The organism is Salmonella sp. HY31 (assembly GCF_042604575.1).
Classification (GTDB): domain Bacteria; phylum Pseudomonadota; class Gammaproteobacteria; order Enterobacterales; family Enterobacteriaceae; genus Salmonella; species Salmonella diarizonae.
Genome location: NZ_CP170479.1, coordinates 425,765 through 448,353 on the forward strand (window position 1 = coordinate 425,765; position 22,589 = coordinate 448,353).

At 52.4% G+C, this 22,589-nt stretch carries 19 protein-coding genes, 1 tRNA gene and 3 rRNA genes; 15 read left to right on the forward strand and 8 right to left on the reverse strand.

The annotated features are described in order from the left end of the window. Window positions 1-115: 115 nt before the first annotated feature. Genes trkA through def form a run of 4 tightly spaced genes read right to left on the reverse strand, consistent with a single transcriptional unit; the run spans window position 116 to window position 4,327 of the window. The gene (trkA, locus tag ACE15A_RS02035) at window positions 116-1,492 is read right to left on the reverse strand and encodes a Trk system potassium transporter TrkA (RefSeq protein WP_000691374.1); all 1,377 of its coding nucleotides are present in this window, start codon (window positions 1,490-1,492) and stop codon (window positions 116-118) included. A gap of 21 nt (window positions 1,493-1,513) precedes the next feature. Continuing rightward, complete coding sequence (gene rsmB / locus ACE15A_RS02040; protein WP_053510235.1) at window positions 1,514-2,803, reverse strand: 16S rRNA (cytosine(967)-C(5))-methyltransferase RsmB; 1,290 nt, start codon at window positions 2,801-2,803, stop codon at window positions 1,514-1,516. Window positions 2,804-2,854: 51 nt separating this feature from the next. After that, window positions 2,855-3,802 carry a methionyl-tRNA formyltransferase gene (fmt, locus tag ACE15A_RS02045; RefSeq protein ID WP_053510237.1) on the reverse strand — a complete coding sequence of 316 codons (948 nt, stop codon included), beginning with the start codon at window positions 3,800-3,802 and terminating at the stop codon, window positions 2,855-2,857. 15 nt (window positions 3,803-3,817) lie between these two features. Further along, a complete protein-coding gene (gene def / locus ACE15A_RS02050; protein ID WP_053510239.1) occupies window positions 3,818-4,327 on the reverse strand; it encodes a peptide deformylase in 510 nt (169 codons plus the stop codon). A gap of 131 nt (window positions 4,328-4,458) precedes the next feature. Between def and dprA the strand changes: the two genes are divergently transcribed. The 6 genes from dprA to ACE15A_RS02080 are packed head-to-tail and all read left to right on the forward strand — an operon-like array spanning window position 4,459 to window position 8,251. Next, window positions 4,459-5,583, forward strand: a complete 1,125-nt coding sequence (gene dprA, locus ACE15A_RS02055) for a DNA-protecting protein DprA (protein WP_053510241.1) — start codon at window positions 4,459-4,461, stop codon at window positions 5,581-5,583. Then, window positions 5,555-6,028 carry a DUF494 family protein Smg gene (smg, locus tag ACE15A_RS02060; RefSeq protein WP_000460663.1) on the forward strand — a complete coding sequence of 158 codons (474 nt, stop codon included), beginning with the start codon at window positions 5,555-5,557 and terminating at the stop codon, window positions 6,026-6,028. The genes dprA and smg overlap by 29 nt, the downstream gene beginning before the upstream one ends. A 26-nt stretch (window positions 6,029-6,054) precedes the next feature. Beyond that, window positions 6,055-6,609, forward strand: coding sequence for a type I DNA topoisomerase (locus ACE15A_RS02065; protein WP_053510242.1), 555 nt, complete (start codon window positions 6,055-6,057; stop codon window positions 6,607-6,609). Then, the gene (tsaC, locus tag ACE15A_RS02070; RefSeq protein WP_053510244.1) at window positions 6,602-7,174 is read left to right on the forward strand and encodes an L-threonylcarbamoyladenylate synthase type 1 TsaC; all 573 of its coding nucleotides are present in this window, start codon (window positions 6,602-6,604) and stop codon (window positions 7,172-7,174) included. Before ACE15A_RS02065 ends, tsaC begins: the two co-directional genes overlap by 8 nt. 4 nt (window positions 7,175-7,178) lie before the next feature. Beyond that, on the forward strand, window positions 7,179-7,997 hold the full coding sequence (gene aroE, locus ACE15A_RS02075; protein ID WP_024149567.1) for a shikimate dehydrogenase: 819 nt from the start codon (window positions 7,179-7,181) through the stop codon (window positions 7,995-7,997). Then, window positions 7,994-8,251, forward strand: a complete 258-nt coding sequence (locus ACE15A_RS02080; protein ID WP_023246876.1) for a DUF1488 domain-containing protein — start codon at window positions 7,994-7,996, stop codon at window positions 8,249-8,251. Before aroE ends, ACE15A_RS02080 begins: the two co-directional genes overlap by 4 nt. On the opposite strand, the gene ACE15A_RS02085 is transcribed toward ACE15A_RS02080, so the two are convergent. Next, window positions 8,227-8,781: a gamma carbonic anhydrase family protein gene (locus ACE15A_RS02085; RefSeq protein WP_023246875.1), complete on the reverse strand. Its 555-nt coding sequence runs from the start codon at window positions 8,779-8,781 to the stop codon at window positions 8,227-8,229. The two genes, ACE15A_RS02080 and ACE15A_RS02085, sit on opposite strands and share 25 nt — an antisense overlap. A 113-nt stretch (window positions 8,782-8,894) precedes the next feature. Here ACE15A_RS02085 and ACE15A_RS02090 point away from each other — a divergent pair, with 113 nt between their 5' ends. From ACE15A_RS02090 to rrf, 5 genes are all read left to right on the forward strand, one after another. Continuing rightward, window positions 8,895-9,047 (forward strand): hypothetical protein, encoded by a 153-nt coding sequence (locus tag ACE15A_RS02090; RefSeq protein WP_164984560.1) that lies wholly within the window; start codon window positions 8,895-8,897, stop codon window positions 9,045-9,047. Between the two features lie 204 nt (window positions 9,048-9,251). After that, window positions 9,252-10,793: ribosomal RNA gene (locus ACE15A_RS02095) — 16S ribosomal RNA — on the forward strand. A gap of 85 nt (window positions 10,794-10,878) precedes the next feature. Further along, window positions 10,879-10,954: transfer RNA gene (locus ACE15A_RS02100), tRNA-Glu, on the forward strand. Between the two features lie 319 nt (window positions 10,955-11,273). Then, window positions 11,274-14,181 (forward strand): 23S ribosomal RNA (locus ACE15A_RS02105). Between the two features lie 197 nt (window positions 14,182-14,378). Beyond that, a 5S ribosomal RNA gene (gene rrf, locus ACE15A_RS02110) occupies window positions 14,379-14,494 on the forward strand. The 16S, 23S and 5S rRNA genes sit together here with 1 tRNA gene alongside, the layout of an rRNA operon. A 272-nt stretch (window positions 14,495-14,766) precedes the next feature. On the opposite strand, the gene ACE15A_RS02115 is transcribed toward rrf, so the two are convergent. Beyond that, complete coding sequence (locus ACE15A_RS02115) at window positions 14,767-15,204, reverse strand: acetyltransferase (RefSeq protein ID WP_064055772.1); 438 nt, start codon at window positions 15,202-15,204, stop codon at window positions 14,767-14,769. A gap of 156 nt (window positions 15,205-15,360) precedes the next feature. Between ACE15A_RS02115 and metA the strand changes: the two genes are divergently transcribed. The 4 genes from metA (at window position 15,361) to aceK (ending at window position 21,348) form a co-directional block, all read left to right on the forward strand. Continuing rightward, window positions 15,361-16,290 carry a homoserine O-succinyltransferase gene (gene metA, locus ACE15A_RS02120; protein WP_023246259.1) on the forward strand — a complete coding sequence of 310 codons (930 nt, stop codon included), beginning with the start codon at window positions 15,361-15,363 and terminating at the stop codon, window positions 16,288-16,290. Between the two features lie 268 nt (window positions 16,291-16,558). Further along, entirely contained in the window at window positions 16,559-18,160 is a 1,602-nt protein-coding gene (gene aceB / locus ACE15A_RS02125) for a malate synthase A (RefSeq protein WP_053508336.1), read from the forward strand. Window positions 18,161-18,191: 31 nt separating this feature from the next. Then, window positions 18,192-19,496, forward strand: coding sequence for an isocitrate lyase (gene aceA, locus ACE15A_RS02130; protein WP_000857887.1), 1,305 nt, complete (start codon window positions 18,192-18,194; stop codon window positions 19,494-19,496). A gap of 100 nt (window positions 19,497-19,596) precedes the next feature. After that, entirely contained in the window at window positions 19,597-21,348 is a 1,752-nt protein-coding gene (gene aceK / locus ACE15A_RS02135; RefSeq protein WP_053508339.1) for a bifunctional isocitrate dehydrogenase kinase/phosphatase, read from the forward strand. On the opposite strand, the gene ACE15A_RS02140 is transcribed toward aceK, so the two are convergent. Both ACE15A_RS02140 and iclR read right to left on the reverse strand, forming a co-directional pair. Then, on the reverse strand, window positions 21,312-21,719 hold the full coding sequence (locus ACE15A_RS02140) for an ASCH domain-containing protein (protein WP_077918391.1): 408 nt from the start codon (window positions 21,717-21,719) through the stop codon (window positions 21,312-21,314). The genes aceK and ACE15A_RS02140 overlap by 37 nt on opposite strands. A 10-nt stretch (window positions 21,720-21,729) precedes the next feature. Then, window positions 21,730-22,554, reverse strand: a complete 825-nt coding sequence (iclR, locus tag ACE15A_RS02145) for a glyoxylate bypass operon transcriptional repressor IclR (protein ID WP_053508341.1) — start codon at window positions 22,552-22,554, stop codon at window positions 21,730-21,732. Window positions 22,555-22,589: the final 35 nt, after the last annotated feature.

Genomic DNA, 22,589 nt, shown 5'->3' on the forward strand with positions numbered 1-22,589 from the left:
TATAAGTTTAACAAATGCTAAGGCATTTTCCATTTACGGCTTCTGTTTAGCGAAATAAATTAAACCTTGATAAATAAAGGGAATTAAAAAGGGCGCTGAATGAGCGCCCCTTAAATTAGAGGAAGAAAGGGCTTGGCTGGAACAGACGCTCGACGTCGGTAATAAACTTTTTATCGGTCAGAAACATAATGACGTGATCGCCTTGCTCAATACGGAGGTTGTCATTGGCAATCATGACATCATTGCCGCGAACGACCGCGCCGATAATTGTTCCCGGCGGTAATTTAATTTCGTCAATGACGCGGCCCACCACGCGAGATGTGCTTTCATCACCATGCGCCACGGCCTCGATGGCTTCCGCGACGCCGCGGCGTAATGAGGAAACGCCGACGATATCCGCTTTACGCACATGGCTCAGTAATGCAGAGATGGTGGCCTGCTGCGGAGAAATCGCAATATCTATAACGCTACCCTGCACAAGGTCGACATAAGCTCGACGCTGAATTAGCACCATGACTTTTTTGGCACCCATACGCTTAGCCAACATCGCGGACATGATATTGGCTTCGTCATCGTTAGTGACCGCGATGAAGAGATCGACCTGATCAATATGCTCTTCCGCCAGCAATTCCTGATCGGAAGCGTCGCCAAAAAAGACGATCGTGTTTTGCAGCTTCTCAGCCAGTTCTGCGGCGCGCTGTTGATCGCGTTCGATCAATTTAACGCTATAGTCTTTTTCCAGACGTCTTGCCAGCCCGGCGCCGATATTGCCGCCGCCAACCAGCATGATGCGTTTGTAGGGTTTTTCCAGACGCTGTAATTCGCTCATTACTGCACGGATATGCTGTGAAGCCGCAATAAAGAAGACTTCATCCCCTGCTTCCACGATAGTCGAGCCCTGAGGGCGGATTGGTCTGTCATGGCGGAAAATTGCGGCAACGCGGGTATCGATATGCGGCATATGTTCTCGCATCGTCGAGAGCGCGTTACCTATTAGTGGACCGCCATAGTAGGCTTTTACTACTGCCAGACTGACTTTCCCTTCGGCAAAGTTTACAACCTGTAATGCGCCTGGATACTCGATCAGGCGATAAATATTATCGATAACCAACTGCTCCGGCGCGATCAGATGATCAATCGGAACCGCTTCAGAGTGAAAGAGTTTATCCGCATCGCGAACATAGTCCGGGGAGCGAATGCGGGCGATACGGTTTGGGGTGTTGAAGAGTGAATAGGCTACCTGACAGGCAACCATATTGGTTTCATCTGAACTGGTGACAGCGACCAGCATATCCGCATCGTCAGCGCCCGCTTCGCGCAGTACGCGGGGATGCGATCCATGCCCCTGAACCACGCGTAGATCGAACTTATCTTGCAAACTGCGTAACCGTTCGCCGTTGGTATCAACCACCGTGATGTCGTTGTTTTCGCCGACCAGGTTTTCCGCCAGTGTTCCGCCAACTTGCCCTGCGCCCAGTATGATAATTTTCATCAGTCGTGGCCCGTTATCTCATCACTTTTTGATTAGCTTAGCGTAAAAGAACCCGTCACCTTCTTCGGCGCCCGGTAGATTTTGTTGTCCCGGCTGGTCTGGCGTTCCCGTTTCGTTGAGCGCGGCATCGGGAGTGCGTTGCAAAAAGGTTTTGATCTGATTGCTGTTTTCTTCCGGCAGTACGGAGCAGGTGGCGTAAACCAGCGTCCCACCGGGCTTCAGGTGCGGCCAGACGGCATCAAGAATTTCCGCCTGTAATTGCGCCAGTTCCGCGATATCACGATCGCGACGCAGCCATTTGATATCTGGATGACGGCGAATGACGCCGGTTGCGGAACAGGGCGCATCCAGCAGAATACGATCGAACTGCTTCTCGCCGCACCACTGTGACGGATAGCGTCCATCACCCTGCTTAACCGTTGCTTTCATTCCCAGACGCTTCAGGTTGTCATAGACGCGGGAAAGACGCTGCTCATCAATATCGACAGCCATCACCTCGGCTTCGGGAGCGGCTTCAAGAATATGGGTGGTTTTCCCGCCGGGAGCCGCGCACAAGTCTAAAATGTGCTCACCGTTTTGTGGCTGGAGGAAAGCGACGCAGCCCTGAGCGGAGGCGTCCTGAACCGTTACCCAGCCTTCATCGAATCCAGGAAGAGCATGAACCGGCGTGGGGGTTTCCAGACGTATAGCATCGGGATAAGCCGGGTGGGTGAAACCTTTCATACCAGCTTCTTCTAACAACGCCAGCCAGGCGTCACGGGAATGGTGTGTACGGTTTACGCGTAACCACATCGGCGGGCGCTGATTATTGGCCTCGGCAATGTATTCCCACTGGGTCGGATACGCATTTTTCAGGCGCTTCAGTAACCATGCAGGATGTAAAAAGCGCGATTCATTGCTGGCAAATTCAGCCAGTAATGGCTCCTGTTGGCGCTGGAACTGGCGCAGGACGCCATTAATCAGCCCCTTAAGCTGAGGACGTTTAATAGCAACCGCGCCTTCAACGGTTTCAGCCAGCGCCGCATGGGGAGGAACGCGGGTGTACAGCAACTGATAAAAGCCGACCATAATTAAGTAATGCACAGTACGCTGCTTGCCGGTCATTGGACGAGACATCAGCTTATTAATCAGCCATTCCAACTGCGAAAGGGTGCGCAGGACGCCAAAGCACAGCTCCTGAAGTAGCGCTTTGTCTTTATCGGCGACTTTTTGTTGCAGCGGCGGGAGCACATTACTTAATGATTGTCCCTGCTCGACGACCTGTTCAACGGCCTGTGCCGCCAGACTACGTAAATTGTTTTGTTTTTTCATATGTATAAAATAAAAATGCCCGGTAACACCGGGCTTATAAAGACGTGACCGTCAGGCAAGGCGGTTACCAGGAATAAACCATTCCCGGCGTGAATTTAACAGATCCTGGGCGCTCATCGCTTTTTTGCCGGCAGGCTGAAGCGAAAGCAAATTTAATATCCCCTTGCCTGTGGCAACCTGGATGCCCTGTTTCGTCGCTGCCAGAATGGTTCCTGGCAGTGGCTGCGTGGCGTCCTCAATGACGGAGGCCTGCCAGACTTTTACCGGCTGGCCGTCGATTTCCAGCCAGCTCATTGGCCACGGATTAAAGGCGCGAATGCAACGCTCCAGTTGTGCTGCGGAGAGAGACCAGTCAATACGCGCTTCTTCTTTACTGAGCTTTTCCGCATGAGTGACCAGCGCTTCATTCTGCGCTTCAGGCGTCGCTGTGCCGTCCGCCAGTTGTTTTAGTGTGGTAATTAATCCCTGCGGGCCAAGTTTAGCCAACTTATTATACAGTGAGCCACTGGTATCTTCTGCGGTAATCGGGCACGCAAGTTTATACAGCATGTCGCCGGTATCCAGCCCTACATCCATCTGCATAATTGTGACGCCGGTTTCCGCATCGCCTGCCCAGAGTGAGCGCTGAATAGGCGCCGCGCCGCGCCAGCGTGGAAGCAGCGAACCGTGAACGTTGATACATCCGAGACGGGGCATATCCAGCACTGCCTTTGGGAGAATCAGACCATATGCTACGACAACCATGACGTCGGCATGTAAGTCAGCAACCAGATGTTGGTTTTCCTGAGGACGAAGCGACACGGGCTGGAAAACGGGCAGGTCTTTTTCTTCCGCCAGCACTTTTACCGGGCTGGGCATCAACTTTTTGCCGCGACCTGCTGGACGATCGGGTTGGGTAAATACGCCGACAACGTTATGTCCAGAAGTTAACAGCGCGTCGAGATGACGCGCTGCAAAGTCAGGTGTACCCGCAAAAATAATACGTAGTGAATCTGACACGTTGGTTCTTGTCCTTTAAGCCCGGGCGTTCAGGCGGTCGAGTTTTTCTACTTTCTGACGAATACGTTGTTGCTTCAGCGGCGACAAATAATCGATAAACAGTTTACCGACCAGGTGATCCATCTCATGCTGAATGCAGATCGCCAACAAACCATCCGCTTCAAGATCAAACGGGTTGCCGTCGCGATCCAGCGCGCGGATTCTCACTTTCTCGGCGCGCGGCACTAAAGCGCGCTGCTCCGGAATCGACAGGCAGCCTTCTTCGATACCCGTTTCGCCGCTTTTCTCCAGCAATTCCGGATTAATGAGTACCAGGCGCTCATCGCGGTTTTCCGAAACGTCAATCACGATGATCCGCTGGTGGATATCGACCTGCGTTGCTGCCAGACCAATACCTTCTTCCGCGTACATCGTCTCGAACATATCATCGACGATACGCTGAATTTCTGCATTCACTTCTTCAACCGGCTTTGCGACTTTGCGAAGGCGCTCGTCCGGAATATGTAACACTTGCAAAACTGACATAATTATCCAGAGTTGTGTTCAGGAGTTGAAAAGATTATTACCTCTATTCTAGACAAATCCCCACCTGATTGACAGCATCAGTGACCAATCGCAAAGATTGCTCAGACTGCTTGTGGCAGGGGAGGGAAAGGATGACCCGTACCGAAATTTGGTTACGTTTAATGTACGTCGGCGACCTCTATGGCGAGGCGATGTTGAACATGGCGAATTCGCTTATTCGCCAGCCTCAGATAAATAGCGCGCGCCTGCAGGAGGCTGGTCTTAGCGCACGGCAAGCTGAACGTTTTTTACAGCTTCCAGCCGGTGTGCTTGAGGAGACGTTACGCTGGCTTGAACTACCGCAGCACCATTTTCTGTGTGCGGATAGTGAGGTTTATCCTCCCCAACTGCGTGCTATTGACGATTATCCCGGCGCTATTTTTATTGACGGCGCTCCCGCCTGCCTTCATACCTGCCAACTTGCCGTCGTAGGGAGCCGGGACCACTCCTGGTATGGAGAACGCTGGGGACGTCTGCTCTGCGAAAGCCTTGCGAAAAGCGGTTTGACGATCACCAGCGGCCTTGCCCGGGGAATTGATGGCGTTGCACACAACGCCGCGGTGAGTATTGGCGGAAAAAGTGTAGCGGTGTTAGGGAATGGCTTAGCAAAGATTTATCCGCGCCGACATGCCATGCTGGCCGAAAGCCTGGTTGCCGCTGGCGGCGCAGTGGTCTCGGAATTTCCGCTTTCAACGCCTCCGCTACCGCAAAATTTTCCTCGCAGAAACCGCATCATCAGCGGGCTGAGTAAAGGCGTACTGGTGGTTGAGGCGGCGTTGCGCAGCGGTTCGTTGGTGACGGCACGCTGCGCGCTTGAACAAGGACGGGACGTTTTTGCATTGCCTGGCCCCATCGGTAGCCCGGGAAGCGAAGGCACGCACTGGTTAATTAAACAGGGGGCTATGCTTGTGACGACGCCGGAGGATATTCTGGAAAATTTGCAATACGGCTTACACTGGTTGCCAACTACGGCGGAAAATTCACTTTATTCACTAAATCAGGATGAGGTGGCATTGCCATTTCCTGAGCTCCTGGCTAACGTAGGAGATGAGGTAACACCTGTTGACGTCGTCGCTGAACGTGCCGGCCAACCTGTGCCAGCGGTAGTGGCTCAGCTACTCGAACTGGAGTTAGCAGGATGGATCGCAGCTGTACCCGGCGGCTATGTCCGATTAAGGAGGGCAAGCCATGTTCGACGTACTAATGTATTTGTTTGAAACATACATCCATAACGAAGCCGAGCTGCGCGTGGATCAGGACAGACTGGAGCGTGATCTCACCGACGCTGGGTTTGATCGCGAAGACATCTACAATGCGCTGCTGTGGCTGGAAAAACTCGCTGACTATCAGGATGGCCTCGCGGAACCCATGCAACTTGCTTCCGACCCTCTTTCAATGCGTATTTATACGGTTGAAGAGTGTGAAAGGCTTGATGCCAGTTGCCGGGGATTCCTGTTATTCCTTGAGCAGATTCAGGTGCTAAACCTCGAAACACGAGAAATGGTGATTGAGCGTGTGCTGGCGCTGGATACCGCAGAGTTCGACCTGGAAGACCTGAAATGGGTTATTTTGATGGTGTTATTCAATATTCCGGGCTGTGAAAATGCCTATCAGCAAATGGAAGAATTACTCTTTGAGGTAAATGAAGGTATGCTGCATTAATAGGTGTTAATGCTGCATGGGTGAATATGGCTAAATCAGCACTGTTTTCTGTGCGTAAAAATGAGCCCTGCCCGCAGTGCGGGGCTGAACTGGTAATTCGTTCCGGGAAACATGGTCCGTTTCTCGGCTGTTCTCGCTATCCGGAATGTGAGTATATTCGTCCGCTGAAGTCGTCTGCTGACGGGCATATTGTCAAAGTTCTGGAGGGTAAGTTTTGCCCCGATTGCGGTGCTTCGTTGGTGTTGCGGCAGGGACGTTTTGGTATGTTTATCGGATGTAGTGAGTATCCGGCCTGTGATCATACCGAGCTCATTGATAAACCTGATGAAACTGCGATCGTTTGTCCGCAATGTCAAAAAGGCCATCTGGTTCAGCGTCGCTCTCGTTATGGCAAAACCTTTCATTCCTGCGATCGTTATCCGGAGTGCCAGTTTGCTATTAACTTCACACCGGTTGCGGGGGAGTGCCCCGAGTGCCATTATCCGCTACTCATCGAAAAGAAAACCGCGCAGGGCGTGAAGCGCTTTTGCGCCAGTAAACAATGTGGAAAGCCGGTTCCGGTGGAACAAACAAGTGAATAATAACCTGCCAACAGGGTCTATCGCCGCGGCGGTAGATCTCCTGAATAAAGAAAATGTCATCGCTTATCCAACAGAAGCCGTTTTCGGCGTCGGCTGCGATCCCGATAGTGAAACAGCCGTTACGCGCCTGCTGGAGTTAAAACAACGGCCCGTCGATAAGGGGCTCATTTTGATTGCCGCCAACTTTGAGCAGTTAAAACCTTATATTGATGACAGCATACTTACCGCCGCACAGCGTAAAGCGGTATTTGATTGCTGGCCCGGGCCGGTAACGTTTGTTTTTCCTGCGCCCGCGACAACGCCGCGGTGGCTCACGGGACGTTTTGATTCCCTGGCCGTTCGTGTTACCGACCACCCGCTGGTGGTAGCGCTATGCGATGCATATGGCAAACCGCTGGTTTCCACCAGCGCCAATCTGAGCGGATTACCGCCATGCCGTACTGTTGAAGAGGTGCGTGCGCAATTTGGCGATGATTTTCCAATGGTTGAAGGCGCAACGGGCGGACGTTTAAATCCTTCGGAAATTCGCGATGCCCTGACGGGCGAACTGTTTCGACAAGGGTAATATGATAGAAACCTATGCTGTTTTTGGAAATCCGATTGCGCACAGCAAATCGCCATTTATTCATCAGCAATTTGCTCAGCAGCTAAATATTGTTCACCCCTATGGTCGCGTGCTGGCTCCCATTAATGATTTCATTAATACGCTTAATGCTTTTTTTGCTGCGGGCGGGAAAGGCGCGAACGTCACGGTACCTTTTAAAGAGGAGGCGTTTGCGCGATCGGATGAGTTAACGGAACGAGCATCGCTGGCGGGAGCGGTCAATACATTAAAACGGCTGGAGGATGGTCGTTTGCTTGGCGACAATACCGACGGTATCGGTTTATTAAGCGATCTCGAACGCTTAAATTTTATCCGGCCAGGGTTGCGTATTTTGCTGATTGGCGCGGGTGGTGCATCTCGGGGCGTGCTGTTACCTCTGCTTTCTCTGGATTGCGCGGTCACTATCACTAACCGTACAGCTTCACGTGCCGAAGCGTTGGCGCAAATCTTTGCTCATACCGGCAGCGTTCATGCCACGGATATGGATAAGCTGGATGGCTGTGAGTTTGACCTGATTATTAATGCAACTTCCAGCGGCATACAGGGCGAAATCCCGGCGATTCCGGCGTCACTTATTCACCCTTCCCTCTGTTGCTATGACATGTTCTATCAAAAAGGGAATACGCCATTTCTTTCCTGGTGTGTACAACAGGGAGCAAAACAATATGCAGATGGGCTGGGAATGCTGGTGGGGCAGGCAGCACATGCTATTTTACTTTGGCACGGTGTATTACCGGAGGTCGAGCCAGTGATTAAGTTGCTACAGCAGGAATTATCAGCGTGAACCAGGCAATACAATTCCCTGACCGCGAAGAATGGGATACTGCCGCCAGCGCTATCATCTTTCCCGCCCTGGTCAATGGGATGCAACTCATGTGTGCAATAAAAGAAGATGTGCTGGCGTATCGTTTTGGTGGAGAAACGCCGGAGCAGTGGCTGGCAATTTTTCGTGAGTATCGCTGGGACCTGGAAGAAGAGGCTGAAGCATTAATCCTGGCCCAGCAGGAAGACGATCACGGTTGGATTTGGTTATCCTGAGAGAGATATTCGTCTTTCCATTTTACATAGTTATTGGCGGAGTATTGCAGGCCCGATCTCTCAGCATCGCTCAGGGGGCGGATCTGTTTTACCGGACTGCCAAGATATAAATATCCGCTTTCCAGCCGTTTGTGCTGCGGCACCAGGCTTCCCGCGCCAATCATTACGTCATCTTCTATTATCGCGCCATCCAGCACAATGGAGCCCATACCTACCAGCACGCGATTACCGAGGGTACAGCCGTGCAGCATAACTTTATGGCCAACGGTAACATCTTCGCCAACGATTAAGGGGTTGCCTTGTGGGTTGGATGCAGACTTGTGGGTTACGTGAAGGACGCTGCCATCCTGAATGTTTGTACGAGCTCCTATCGCAACGTAATTCACATCGCCGCGAATCACCACAAGCGGCCAGATCCCGACATCATCCGCCAGACGGACATCGCCAATAACTACGCTGCTGGTATCGATCATCACGCGCTGACCGATTTCAGGAAAAAGATCCTTATAAGGACGTAATGTGTCAGACATGTCTACCTCATCATAACTGAATAGTCATGAAGACTTTGGTTGCTTTAACGGCGTTGTGCAAGAGGAGATAGCATCAAAAAATCGCCAGTTTGCGCAGGAATGGAGCGAAAGGGATGAAAAATCAACAAACAGAAAAAAAGATCCAAAAAACGCTTGTGCAAAAAAATGTGATCCCTATAATGCGCCTCCATCGACACGGCGGATGTGAATCACTTCACACAAACAGCCGGTCGGTTGAAGAGAAAAATCCTGACATTCAGGGTTGACTCTGAAAGAGGAAAGCGTAATATACGCCACCTCGCGACGGTGAGCTGAAAGCCGCGTCGCACCTGCTCTTTAACAATTTATCAGACAATCTGTGTGGGCACTCGAAGATACGGATTCTTAACGTCCACGGACGAAAAATGAATACCAAGTCTCTGAGTGAACACGTAATTCATTACGAAGTTTAATTCACGAGCATCAAACTTAAATTGAAGAGTTTGATCATGGCTCAGATTGAACGCTGGCGGCAGGCCTAACACATGCAAGTCGAACGGTAACAGGAAGCAGCTTGCTGCTTTGCTGACGAGTGGCGGACGGGTGAGTAATGTCTGGGAAACTGCCTGATGGAGGGGGATAACTACTGGAAACGGTGGCTAATACCGCATAACGTCGCAAGACCAAAGAGGGGGACCTTCGGGCCTCTTGCCATCAGATGTGCCCAGATGGGATTAGCTTGTTGGTGAGGTAACGGCTCACCAAGGCGACGATCCCTAGCTGGTCTGAGAGGATGACCAGCCACACTGGAACTGAGACACGGTCCAGACTCCTACGGGAGGCAGCAGTGGGGAATATTGCACAATGGGCGCAAGCCTGATGCAGCCATGCCGCGTGTATGAAGAAGGCCTTCGGGTTGTAAAGTACTTTCAGCGGGGAGGAAGGTGTTGTGGTTAATAACCGCAGCAATTGACGTTACCCGCAGAAGAAGCACCGGCTAACTCCGTGCCAGCAGCCGCGGTAATACGGAGGGTGCAAGCGTTAATCGGAATTACTGGGCGTAAAGCGCACGCAGGCGGTCTGTCAAGTCGGATGTGAAATCCCCGGGCTCAACCTGGGAACTGCATTCGAAACTGGCAGGCTTGAGTCTTGTAGAGGGGGGTAGAATTCCAGGTGTAGCGGTGAAATGCGTAGAGATCTGGAGGAATACCGGTGGCGAAGGCGGCCCCCTGGACAAAGACTGACGCTCAGGTGCGAAAGCGTGGGGAGCAAACAGGATTAGATACCCTGGTAGTCCACGCCGTAAACGATGTCTACTTGGAGGCTGTGCCCTTGAGGCGTGGCTTCCGGAGCTAACGCGTTAAGTAGACCGCCTGGGGAGTACGGCCGCAAGGTTAAAACTCAAATGAATTGACGGGGGCCCGCACAAGCGGTGGAGCATGTGGTTTAATTCGATGCAACGCGAAGAACCTTACCTGGTCTTGACATCCACAGAAGTTTGCAGAGATGCGAATGTGCCTTCGGGAACTGTGAGACAGGTGCTGCATGGCTGTCGTCAGCTCGTGTTGTGAAATGTTGGGTTAAGTCCCGCAACGAGCGCAACCCTTATCCTTTGTTGCCAGCGATTAGGTCGGGAACTCAAAGGAGACTGCCAGTGATAAACTGGAGGAAGGTGGGGATGACGTCAAGTCATCATGGCCCTTACGACCAGGGCTACACACGTGCTACAATGGCGCATACAAAGAGAAGCGACCTCGCGAGAGCAAGCGGACCTCATAAAGTGCGTCGTAGTCCGGATTGGAGTCTGCAACTCGACTCCATGAAGTCGGAATCGCTAGTAATCGTGGATCAGAATGCCACGGTGAATACGTTCCCGGGCCTTGTACACACCGCCCGTCACACCATGGGAGTGGGTTGCAAAAGAAGTAGGTAGCTTAACCTTCGGGAGGGCGCTTACCACTTTGTGATTCATGACTGGGGTGAAGTCGTAACAAGGTAACCGTAGGGGAACCTGCGGTTGGATCACCTCCTTACCTGAAAGAAGCGTACTTTGCAGTGCTCACACAGATTGTCTGATGAAAAGTGAAAAGCAAGGCGTCTTGCGATTGAGACTTCAGTGTCCCCTTCGTCTAGAGGCCCAGGACACCGCCCTTTCACGGCGGTAACAGGGGTTCGAATCCCCTAGGGGACGCCACTTGCGCGGTAATGTGTGAAAGGCGTTGCCATCAGTATCTCAAAACTGACTTACGAGTCATGTTTGAGATATTTGCTCTTTAAAAATCTGGATCAAGCTGAAAATTGAAACAAGAACAATTCCGATTGTTCATGAGTCTCTCAAATTTTCGCAATCATGAAGATGACCTGTAAAAGGTGAAGTGAGCGAAGTGAAGACAAGGCGTACCGCACGCAGCGAGCGCAGTGGACTTGATGTCCATGAGCATCGCGAGTACGGAACAACGCAGTATTCACAACGCGCAACAAACCGGACAGAACAAGACATCTTCGGGTTGTGAGGTTAAGCGACCAAGCGTACACGGTGGATGCCCTGGCAGTCAGAGGCGATGAAGGACGTGCTAATCTGCGAAAAGCGCCGGTAAGGTGATATGAACCGTTATAACCGGCGATGTCCGAATGGGGAAACCCAGTGTGACTCGTCACACTATCATTAACTGAATCCATAGGTTAATGAGGCGAACCGGGGGAACTGAAACATCTAAGTACCCCGAGGAAAAGAAATCAACCGAGATTCCCCCAGTAGCGGCGAGCGAACGGGGAGGAGCCCAGAGCCTGAATCAGCATGTGTGTTAGTGGAAGCGTCTGGAAAGGCGCGCGATACAGGGTGAGAGCCCCGTACACAAAAGCGCACATGCTGTGAGCTCGATGAGTAGGGCGGGACACGTGGTATCCTGTCTGAATATGGGGGGACCATCCTCCAAGGCTAAATACTCCTGACTGACCGATAGTGAACCAGTACCGTGAGGGAAAGGCGAAAAGAACCCCGGCGAGGGGAGTGAAACAGAACCTGAAACCGTGTACGTACAAGCAGTGGGAGCCTCTCTTTATGGGGGGTGACTGCGTACCTTTTGTATAATGGGTCAGCGACTTATATTCTGTAGCAAGGTTAACCGCATAGGGGAGCCGAAGGGAAACCGAGTCTTAATTGGGCGTTAAGTTGCAGGGTATAGACCCGAAACCCGGTGATCTAGCCATGGGCAGGTTGAAGGTTGGGTAACACTAACTGGAGGACCGAACCGACTAATGTTGAAAAATTAGCGGATGACCTGTGGCTGGGGGTGAAAGGCCAATCAAACCGGGAGATAGCTGGTTCTCCCCGAAAGCTATTTAGGTAGCGCCTCGTGAACTCATCTCCGGGGGTAGAGCACTGTTTCGGCTAGGGGGCCATCCCGGCTTACCAACCCGATGCAAACTGCGAATACCGGAGAATGTTATCACGGGAGACACACGGCGGGTGCTAACGTCCGTCGTGAAGAGGGAAACAACCCAGACCGCCAGCTAAGGTCCCAAAGTCATGGTTAAGTGGGAAACGATGTGGGAAGGCCCAGACAGCCAGGATGTTGGCTTAGAAGCAGCCATCATTTAAAGAAAGCGTAATAGCTCACTGGTCGAGTCGGCCTGCGCGGAAGATGTAACGGGGCTAAACCATGCACCGAAGCTGCGGCAGCGACACTGTGTGTTGTTGGGTAGGGGAGCGTTCTGTAAGCCGTTGAAGGTGTCCTGTGAGGGGTGCTGGAGGTATCAGAAGTGCGAATGCTGACATAAGTAACGATAAAGCGGGTGAAAAGCCCGCTCGCCGGAAGACCAAGGGTTCCTGTCCAACGTTAATCGGGGCAGGGTGAGTCGACCCCTAAGGCGAGGCCGAAAGGCGTAGTCGATGGGAAACGGGTTAATATTCCCGTACTTGGTGTTACTGCGAAGGGGGGACGGAGAAGGCTATGTTGGCCGGGCGACGGTTGTCCCGGTTTAAGCGTGTAGGTGTGTGTTCCAGGTAAATCCGGTTCACTTTAACACTGAGGCGTGATGACGAGGCACCACGGTGCTGAAGCAACAAATGCCCTGCTTCCAGGAAAAGCCTCTAAGCATCAGGTAACATCAAATCGTACCCCAAACCGACACAGGTGGTCAGGTAGAGAATACCAAGGCGCTTGAGAGAACTCGGGTGAAGGAACTAGGCAAAATGGTGCCGTAACTTCGGGAGAAGGCACGCTGACACGTAGGTGAAGTGATTTACTCATGGAGCTGAAGTCAGTCGAAGATACCAGCTGGCTGCAACTGTTTATTAAAAACACAGCACTGTGCAAACACGAAAGTGGACGTATACGGTGTGACGCCTGCCCGGTGCCGGAAGGTTAATTGATGGGGTCAGCGCAAGCGAAGCTCCTGATCGAAGCCCCGGTAAACGGCGGCCGTAACTATAACGGTCCTAAGGTAGCGAAATTCCTTGTCGGGTAAGTTCCGACCTGCACGAATGGCGTAATGATGGCCAGGCTGTCTCCACCCGAGACTCAGTGAAATTGAACTCGCTGTGAAGATGCAGTGTACCCGCGGCAAGACGGAAAGACCCCGTGAACCTTTACTATAGCTTGACACTGAACATTGAGCCTTGATGTGTAGGATAGGTGGGAGGCTTTGAAGCGTGGACGCCAGTCTGCGTGGAGCCGACCTTGAAATACCACCCTTTAATGTTTGATGTTCTAACGTGGACCCGTAATCCGGGTTGCGGACAGTGTCTGGTGGGTAGTTTGACTGGGGCGGTCTCCTCCTAAAGAGTAACGGAGGAGCACGAAGGTTGGCTAATCCTGGTCGGACATCAGGAGGTTAGTGCAATGGCATAAGCCAGCTTGACTGCGAGCGTGACGGCGCGAGCAGGTGCGAAAGCAGGTCATAGTGATCCGGTGGTTCTGAATGGAAGGGCCATCGCTCAACGGATAAAAGGTACTCCGGGGATAACAGGCTGATACCGCCCAAGAGTTCATATCGACGGCGGTGTTTGGCACCTCGATGTCGGCTCATCACATCCTGGGGCTGAAGTAGGTCCCAAGGGTATGGCTGTTCGCCATTTAAAGTGGTACGCGAGCTGGGTTTAGAACGTCGTGAGACAGTTCGGTCCCTATCTGCCGTGGGCGCTGGAAGACTGAGGGGGGCTGCTCCTAGTACGAGAGGACCGGAGTGGACGCATCACTGGTGTTCGGGTTGTCATGCCAATGGCACTGCCCGGTAGCTAAATGCGGAAAAGATAAGTGCTGAAAGCATCTAAGCACGAAACTTGCCCCGAGATGAGTCTTCCCTGAGACCTTGAGTCTCCTGAAGGAACGTTAAAGACGATGACGTTGATAGGCCGGGTGTGTAAGCGCAGCGATGCGTTGAGCTAACCGGTACTAATGAACCGTGAGGCTTAACCTTACAACGCCGAAGATGTTTTGGCGGTTGAGAGACGATTTTCAGCACTGATTCAGAGTTGAGTACGCAATAATTTGCGCAGCAGCAAGGCGGCAAGCGAAGGAAAGGAAGGAGCATACAGAAGTATGTGCCTGACTTTACGAATGCAGCCAACACCGCTGATGCGATAAAGAATTGCGTACAGAGCACAAAAGAATTTGCCTGGCGGCCGTAGCGCGGTGGTCCCACCTGACCCCATGCCGAACTCAGAAGTGAAACGCCGTAGCGCCGATGGTAGTGTGGGGTCTCCCCATGCGAGAGTAGGGAACTGCCAGGCATCAAATAAAACGAAGGGCCCTGTCGCAAGACAGGGCCCTTCGTTTTATCTGTAGTCTGTCGGTGAGCGCTCTCCTGAGGAGGACAAATCCGCCGGGAGCGGATTTGAACGTTGCGCAGCAACGGCCCGGAGGGTGGCGGGCAGGACGCCCGCCATAAACTGCCAGGCATCGAATAGTGAAGAAGCCCATCCTGACGGATGGGCTTTTTTGCGTCTGTGGCCGGGTATGCACTGCCGGATGGCGGCTCCGCCTTATCCGGCCTGCGATTCCATTAGCCATATGCCAGATTCAACAATGGATACGGTTTCCCAAGATCGTCCATCTCCGAACGTCCCGTCACCTTAAATCCTATTTTCTTATAAAATCCAACAGCTTGTGTATTCTGCTCGTTAACATTGGTTGTCAACCCTGGCGCCAGGGTTAACGCATGTTCAACCAACCTCTTACCGATACCCTGACCACGCACGTCCGGATCGATAAACAGCGCATCCATATGTTCACCGGTAAGCAGCATAAATCCTACCGGCTCGTCCTGATCGGTCACGGCAACCCATAGTGGCGCTTCTGGCAGAAAATCGCTCACCAGTTCTTCCAGTTCGGCCCGATAAGCGTCTGACAGAAAATCGTGCGTGGCATCGACTGAGCGACGCCAGATCGCAATCAGTTTTTCCCCTTCCCCATGCCTTGAACGGCGAATGTTAATAATCATCTTCACTCCTTTTTTGCTTACTTCTATTCTAATGCAAATGCTGTCGTGAAACTTTCTCACCTTGAACTTGCAGACTCGACATTCGCCTGATTTCTGCGTATCTTCAGCTATCTGGATGTCTAAACGTTTAAACGTATGTAGTGAGGTTATCAGGTTATGCCGATTCGTGTGCTGGACGAGCTGCCCGCCGTCAATTTTTTACGTGAGGAAAATGTCTTCGTCATGACGACTTCTCGCGCATCAGGACAGGAAATTCGCCCGCTAAAGGTACTTATCCTTAACCTGATGCCGAAGAAGATTGAAACGGAAAACCAGTTTCTGCGCCTGCTGTCGAACTCGCCATTGCAGGTCGATATTCAACTGCTGCGGATAGATGCCCGCGAGTCGAGAAACACGCCAGCCGAGCATCTGAACAACTTTTACTGTAACTTCGAGGATATCTGCGATCAGAACTTTGATGGGCTTATCGTGACCGGAGCGCCGCTGGGTCTGGTGGAGTTTAATGACGTGGCTTATTGGCCGCAGATTAGGCAGGTGCTGGAATGGGCGAAAGATCACGTCACTTCGACGCTATTTGTCTGTTGGGCCGTTCAGGCCGCGCTCAATATTCTTTATGGTATCCCTAAGCAGACCCGTACAGATAAACTTTCCGGCGTCTATGAACATCACATCCTTCATCCTCATGCTCTGTTGACGCGTGGTTTTGATGATTCGTTTCTTGCGCCACACTCACGTTATGCCGATTTCCCGGCGGCGCTGATACGAGATTATACGGATCTTGACATTCTGGCCGAAACAGAAGAGGGGGATGCGTACCTGTTTGCCAGCAAAGATAAACGTATTGCGTTTGTCACCGGCCATCCTGAATATGACGCTCATACGTTAGCGAGTGAATATTTTCGTGACGTTGAGGCTGGGTTAAATCCGGATATTCCGTACAACTATTTCCCGAAAAACGATCCGCAAAACATACCGCGCGCAACCTGGCGCAGCCACGGTAATTTACTCTTTACTAACTGGCTCAACTATTATGTCTACCAGATTACGCCATATGATCTGCGTCACATGAATCCAACCCTGGATTAATCTTCTGCTCCTGACGATCCTAAAGCGTTTCAGCATAATGAATCAGGCACCTTTGGGTGCTTTTTTCATTTGTGAAATCACCTTCACCTTCTGATTAAACTTTATATCCTTTTTTATCAATAGGTTATATTTAATTTCCATTAAAAATGGAAATTGTTTTTGATTTTGATTTTTAATTGAGTAGTCTTAGTTGTGTTGAACGAAAAGCGCACAATGATCCTTCGTTCGCATTGGGGATGTATCTGGATCAACGACGAGGAGCAGCATGATGAATCCACAGGCAACCACAACTGATGAATTAACCTTTACCAGGCCGCAAGGCGAGCTGGAAAAGAAAGTCCTGACCGCTGAGGCAGTCGAGTTTTTGACGGAATTAGTCACACGTTTTACGCCAAAACGCAATAAACTCCTGGCTGCACGTATCCAGCAACAGCAGGATATTGATAACGGTAAGTTGCCTGATTTTATTTCGGAAACCACTTCCATTAGAAAAAGTAATTGGCAGATTCGTGGTATTCCTGAGGATTTACAGGATCGCCGGGTGGAAATTACCGGGCCGGTTGAACGTAAAATGGTAATTAATGCCCTGAACGCAAATGTGAAAGTGTTTATGGCGGATTTTGAAGACTCGCTGGCGCCGGACTGGAATAAAGTTATTGATGGTCAAATCAACCTACGTGATGCGGTGAACGGCACCATTAGCTATACCAACGAAGCCGGAAAAATCTATCAGCTCAAGCCCGATCCGGCCGTATTGATTTGTCGTGTACGCGGTCTGCATCTGCCAGAAAAGCATGTTACCTGGCGGGGTGAAGCAATTCCCGGGAGCCTGTTTGATTTTGCTCTGTATTTTTTCCACAACTACAAAGCGCTGCTCGCTAAAGGTAGCGGCCCGTATTTTTACCTGCCGAAAACGCAAGCCTGGCAGGAGGCTGCCTGGTGGAGCGAAGTCTTCAGCTACGCCGAAGACCGCTTCAACCTGCCGCGCGGTACGATCAAAGCGACCCTGTTGATTGAAACCCTGCCTGCTGTTTTCCAGATGGATGAGATTCTTCATGCGCTGCGTGATCATATCGTCGGCCTCAACTGTGGTCGCTGGGATTATATTTTCAGCTATATCAAGACGTTGAAAAATCACCCGGATCGCGTCCTGCCGGACAGGCAGGTGGTAACGATGGACAAACCGTTTCTGAGTGCCTACTCGCGCCTGCTGATCAAAACCTGTCACAAGCGCGGCGCGTTCGCGATGGGCGGTATGGCGGCGTTTATCCCGAGTAAAGATGTTGAACGCAACAATCAGGTCCTTGCCAAAGTGAAAGCGGATAAAGCGCTGGAAGCTAACAACGGCCACGACGGCACGTGGATTGCGCATCCCGGGTTGGCGGATACCGCAATGGCAGTCTTTAACGAGGTACTGGGCGAGCACAAAAATCAGTTGTTCATTACTCGTGATGAAGATGCGCCGATTACCGCTGAGCAGTTACTGGAGCCGTGTGAAGGCGAACGTACAGAAGCGGGAATGCGCGCCAATATTCGCGTGGCAGTGCAGTACATTGAAGCGTGGATCTCCGGCAATGGCTGTGTACCGATTTACGGTCTGATGGAGGATGCCGCGACGGCGGAAATCTCACGAACCTCTATCTGGCAGTGGATTCACCATGAGAAAACACTGAGCAATGGAAAACCCGTAACGAAAGCGCTTTTCCGCGAAATGTTGGCGGAAGAGATGCGGGTAATCCAGGACGAACTGGGCGAGCACCGCTACAGCAGCGGGCGTTTCGACGATGCCGCACGTCTGATGGAGCAAATCACCACCTCAGATGACTTAATCGACTTCCTCACCCTGCCGGGCTATCGCTTACTGGCTTAATTCACCACATAACAATATGGAGCATCTGCACATGAAAACCCGTACTCAACAAATCGAAGAATTACAGAAAGAGTGGACACAACCGCGCTGGGAAGGCATCACCCGCCCGTACAGTGCGGAGGAGGTGGTGAAATTACGCGGATCGGTTAACCCTGAATGCACGCTGGCACAGCTCGGCGCCGCGAAAATGTGGCGGCTGTTGCACGGAGAAGCGAAAAAAGGCTATATCAACAGTCTTGGCGCGCTGACCGGCGGTCAGGCGTTGCAACAGGCGAAAGCCGGTATTGAGGCGGTCTATCTCTCCGGCTGGCAGGTCGCGGCGGATGCCAACCTTGCATCCAGCATGTACCCGGATCAATCGTTGTATCCGGCAAACTCTGTTCCGGCGGTGGTGGATCGGATCAACAACACTTTCCGTCGTGCGGATCAGATCCAGTGGGCATCCGGTATTGAACCCAACGATCCGCGCTATGTGGATTACTTCCTGCCGATCGTTGCTGATGCGGAAGCCGGTTTTGGCGGCGTTCTGAATGCCTTCGAACTGATGAAATCGATGATTGAAGCCGGTGCAGCGGCGGTACACTTCGAAGATCAGTTGGCGTCGGTGAAAAAGTGCGGGCATATGGGCGGCAAGGTGCTGGTCCCCACGCAGGAGGCGATTCAGAAACTGGTTGCTGCGCGTCTGGCCGCTGATGTGATGGGCGTCCCGACGCTGGTGATTGCGCGTACCGATGCGGATGCGGCAGATCTGATCACCTCCGACTGCGATCCCTATGACAGCGGTTTTATTACCGGTGAACGCACCAGCGAAGGTTTCTACCGCACCCATGCGGGCATTGAGCAGGCGATCAGCCGCGGTCTGGCGTATGCCCCTTATGCCGATCTGGTGTGGTGCGAGACCTCTACGCCGGATCTCGAACTGGCGCGTCGTTTTGCCGATGCTATCCACGCGAAGTATCCGGGAAAACTGCTGGCCTATAACTGCTCGCCGTCCTTCAACTGGCAGAAAAATCTGGACGACAAGACCATTGCCAGCTTCCAGCAGCAGTTGTCGGACATGGGTTACAAATACCAGTTTATTACCCTGGCGGGCATCCACAGCATGTGGTTCAACATGTTCGACCTGGCGCATGCATACGCTCAGGGCGAGGGTATGAAACACTATGTTGAGAAGGTTCAACAACCCGAGTTCGCCGCGGCGAAAGACGGCTACACCTTTGTTTCCCACCAGCAGGAAGTGGGTACAGGTTACTTCGACAAAGTCACCACCATTATCCAGGGCGGCGCGTCATCCGTTACCGCGTTAACAGGATCGACGGAAGAATCGCAGTTTTGATTGATGCCCGGTGGCGCAGCGCTTACCGGGCCTACAGATATCGTAGGCCGGATAAGCAAACGCGCCATCCGGCATGACGTGGTGCCGGATGGGGGAAAAAATGCCGCGTTGCCTGGAATTACTGATTGCTCAAACCATCCTGCAAGGCTTTGACGCGCAGTATGGTCGATTTCTGGAAGTGACTTCCGGCGCGCAGCAGCGTTTTGAACAGGCCGACTGGCAGGCCGTCCAACAGGCGATGAAAAGCCGTATCCATCTCTATGATCATCATGTGGGTCTGGTGGTGGAGCAACTGCGTTGTATTACCGATGGCAAAAGTACCGACGCGGATTTCCTTTTACGCGTTAAAGAGCATTACACCCGGCTGTTGCCGGATTACCCGCGCTTCGAGATTGCGGAGAGCTTTTTCAACTCCGTTTATTGCCGGTTATTTGACCACCGCTCGTTAACACCCGAGCGGTTGTTTATTTTCAGTTCACAACCGGAGCGCCGCTTCCGTACTATCCCGCGTCCGCTGGCCAAAGACTTCTTTCCCGATCACGGTTGGGAGTCGCTGTTGATGCGGATACTCAGTGATTTACCGCTGCGTCTGCCCTGGCAGAATAAAAGCCGGGATATCCGCTATATCATCGCGCACCTGACTGAAACATTGGGCGAGGACGCGCTACCTCGCTGCCATGTCCAGGTGGCGAACGAGTTGTTTTACCGTAATAAAGCGGCCTGGCTGGTAGGTAAATTAACCACACCTGACGGTACGCTGCCGTTTTTATTGCCGATTCATCGCACTGATGAGGGCGAACTGTTTGTCGATACCTGCCTGACCACTACGGCAGAAGCGAGCATTGTGTTTGGTTTTGCCCGCTCTTATTTTATGGTGTATGCGCCGCTGCCTGCCGCGCTGGTTGAGTGGTTGCGTGAAATCCTGCCGGGCAAAACCACCGCCGAGCTGTATATGGCGATTGGCTGCCAGAAACATGCGAAAACCGAAAGCTACCGCGAATATTTGTGTTATCTGGCTGAAAGCGATGAGAAATTCATTGAGGCGCCTGGCATCCGCGGCATGGTGATGTTGGTGTTTACTCTGCCAGGTTTCGACCGGGTATTTAAAATCATTAAAGACAAATTCGCCCCGCAGAAAGAGATGTCTGCCGCCCATGTGCGTGCCTGTTATCAACTGGTAAAAGAGCATGATCGCGTCGGTCGTATGGCGGATACCCAGGAGTTTGAGAATTTCGTGCTGGATAAACGGCAAATCGATCCGGCGCTGATGGCGCTGTTACGGCAAGAAGCGCCAGAGAAGATTACCGATCTTGGGGAACAGATCGTCATTCGCCATCTCTATATTGAACGTCGCATGGTGCCGCTCAATATCTGGCTGGAACAGGTAGAAGGCCAGCAGTTGCGCGATGCGATAGAAGAATATGGTAATGCGATTCGCCAGCTTGCCGCCGCTAATATTTTCCCCGGCGATATGTTGTTTAAAAACTTTGGCGTTACCCGTCATGGTCGCGTGGTGTTCTACGACTACGATGAAATTTGCTACATGACGGAAGTGAATTTCCGCGATATTCCGCCAGCGCGTTATCCGGAAGACGAACTGGCCAGCGAACCCTGGTATAGCGTCTCGCCGGGTGACGTTTTCCCGGAGGAGTTTCGTCACTGGCTATGCGCCGATCCGCGTATCGGGCCATTGTTTGAAGAGATGCATGCCGACCTGTTTCGCGCCGATTACTGGCGCGCGCTACAGACGCGTATTAAAGAAGGGCATATAGAAGATGTGTATGCCTATCGTCGTCGCCAGCGCTTTGGCGTACGCTACGGCGCGATCTCGAGTACGGCAAACTCTTCGTAAACCAGTTCCATCTCCGGGGACCAATTACCCTCGCGCTCAAAAAAGGCCCGGTGTGCCGTTTGCCAGTACGCCAGGCTAAGATCGCCTTCGCCTTCCAGTGCGGCGAGATCGGCGCTCATCTCGTTAAAACGGATCAGCCTGAGCGTCAGCGTGCGTATGACGCACACGGCGTCGCCTGTGCCGTTGAGCACAATGTGATATGCCCCGGGCGTGACAGGGGGCTGCTCTTTCTGATAGCTAACCAGCGAGCTACAGGTGCCACGCTTTTTACCGGCGACCACCAGCGCCGCCAGCTCGTCGGCCAGCGTCGGCGAATCACCGAAAGACCAACAGAAGGCCTGTGGGTACTTCTCCTGCCAGTATAATTTCAGGCTGCTCATTTCAGCGAACTCCACCATACGCCAGCGTCACTTCTTTTGCCGCTTTAATCACCATGGCGCCAAGTTCGGTGACGCGATCGTCGGTAATGCGTGAGCAGGGGCCGGAAATAGAGAGGGCCGCAAACGGTTCGCGGTGCTCGTCATAAATACACGAGGCCACGCAGCGCAGACCGAGCGCATGTTCTTCATCGTCAAAGGAGTAGCCGCGCTTGCGTGTCTGGGCGAGGTCATCTTTCAGATGGATCGGCGACACCAGCGTCGCATGGGTATAAGCGTGCAACCCCTTGCGGTGCAGCAGACTTGTAACCTGCTCCTCACTGAGCTGCGATAAAAACGCCTTGCCCGCCCCGGACGCATGCATCGGCAGTTTACCGCCAATAGGAGCGGACATGCGCATCAATTGCGTGCACTGCACCTGGTCGATAATAATTGCCTGATGGTCGCTCTGGTCGAGTACGGCAAGGTTTACCGTTTCGCCGGAGTCCTCCATCAGCTTGCGCAAAATCGGATGGACAATCGCCAGCAGATTACGGCTCTGCAAAAAGCTGCTGCCGACGATAAACGCGTGTGCGCCTACGGCCCAGTGGCCCAGCTCACCGACCTGGCGGACAAACCCCTGCTGTTGCATGGTGGTGAGTAGACGGTGAGTGGTGGAATTAGGTAAACCCGCCTGCTGCGCCAGTTCGGTCAGCGCGACGCTACCGTTGGACTCCGCAATCCACTCCAGCAGCTTAAGACCGCGGGTTAAAGACTGAACCTGCCCGGTTACGGGTGCAGTGGTAGCGGTAGGTTTTCTCCCGCGTTTCGCGGGAACAGGGGCAACCATGGCAGACTCCTTTTTCTGTATCGTGGAAATCATTT

Bases quoted from the DNA above. Each gene is read 5' to 3' on its own strand.
- ACE15A_RS02090 (WP_164984560.1), top strand. From the start codon at position 8,895: ATGAAAAATCAACAAACAGAAAAAAAGATCCAAAAAACGCTTGTGCAA.
- smg (WP_000460663.1), top strand. From the start codon at position 5,555: ATGTTCGACGTACTAATGTATTTGTTTGAAACATACATCCATAACGAA.
- rsmB (WP_053510235.1), bottom strand. From the start codon at position 2,803: ATGAAAAAACAAAACAATTTACGTAGTCTGGCGGCACAGGCCGTTGAA.
- aceA (WP_000857887.1), top strand. From the start codon at position 18,192: ATGAAAACCCGTACTCAACAAATCGAAGAATTACAGAAAGAGTGGACA.
- def (WP_053510239.1), bottom strand. From the start codon at position 4,327: ATGTCAGTTTTGCAAGTGTTACATATTCCGGACGAGCGCCTTCGCAAA.
- ACE15A_RS02065 (WP_053510242.1), top strand. From the start codon at position 6,055: ATGGCTAAATCAGCACTGTTTTCTGTGCGTAAAAATGAGCCCTGCCCG.
- ACE15A_RS02115 (WP_064055772.1), bottom strand. From the start codon at position 15,204: ATGATTATTAACATTCGCCGTTCAAGGCATGGGGAAGGGGAAAAACTG.
- trkA (WP_000691374.1), bottom strand. From the start codon at position 1,492: ATGAAAATTATCATACTGGGCGCAGGGCAAGTTGGCGGAACACTGGCG.
- iclR (WP_053508341.1), bottom strand. From the start codon at position 22,554: ATGGTTGCCCCTGTTCCCGCGAAACGCGGGAGAAAACCTACCGCTACC.
- metA (WP_023246259.1), top strand. From the start codon at position 15,361: ATGCCGATTCGTGTGCTGGACGAGCTGCCCGCCGTCAATTTTTTACGT.
- dprA (WP_053510241.1), top strand. From the start codon at position 4,459: ATGACCCGTACCGAAATTTGGTTACGTTTAATGTACGTCGGCGACCTC.
- aceB (WP_053508336.1), top strand. From the start codon at position 16,559: ATGAATCCACAGGCAACCACAACTGATGAATTAACCTTTACCAGGCCG.
- ACE15A_RS02085 (WP_023246875.1), bottom strand. From the start codon at position 8,781: ATGTCTGACACATTACGTCCTTATAAGGATCTTTTTCCTGAAATCGGT.
- aceK (WP_053508339.1), top strand. From the start codon at position 19,597: ATGCCGCGTTGCCTGGAATTACTGATTGCTCAAACCATCCTGCAAGGC.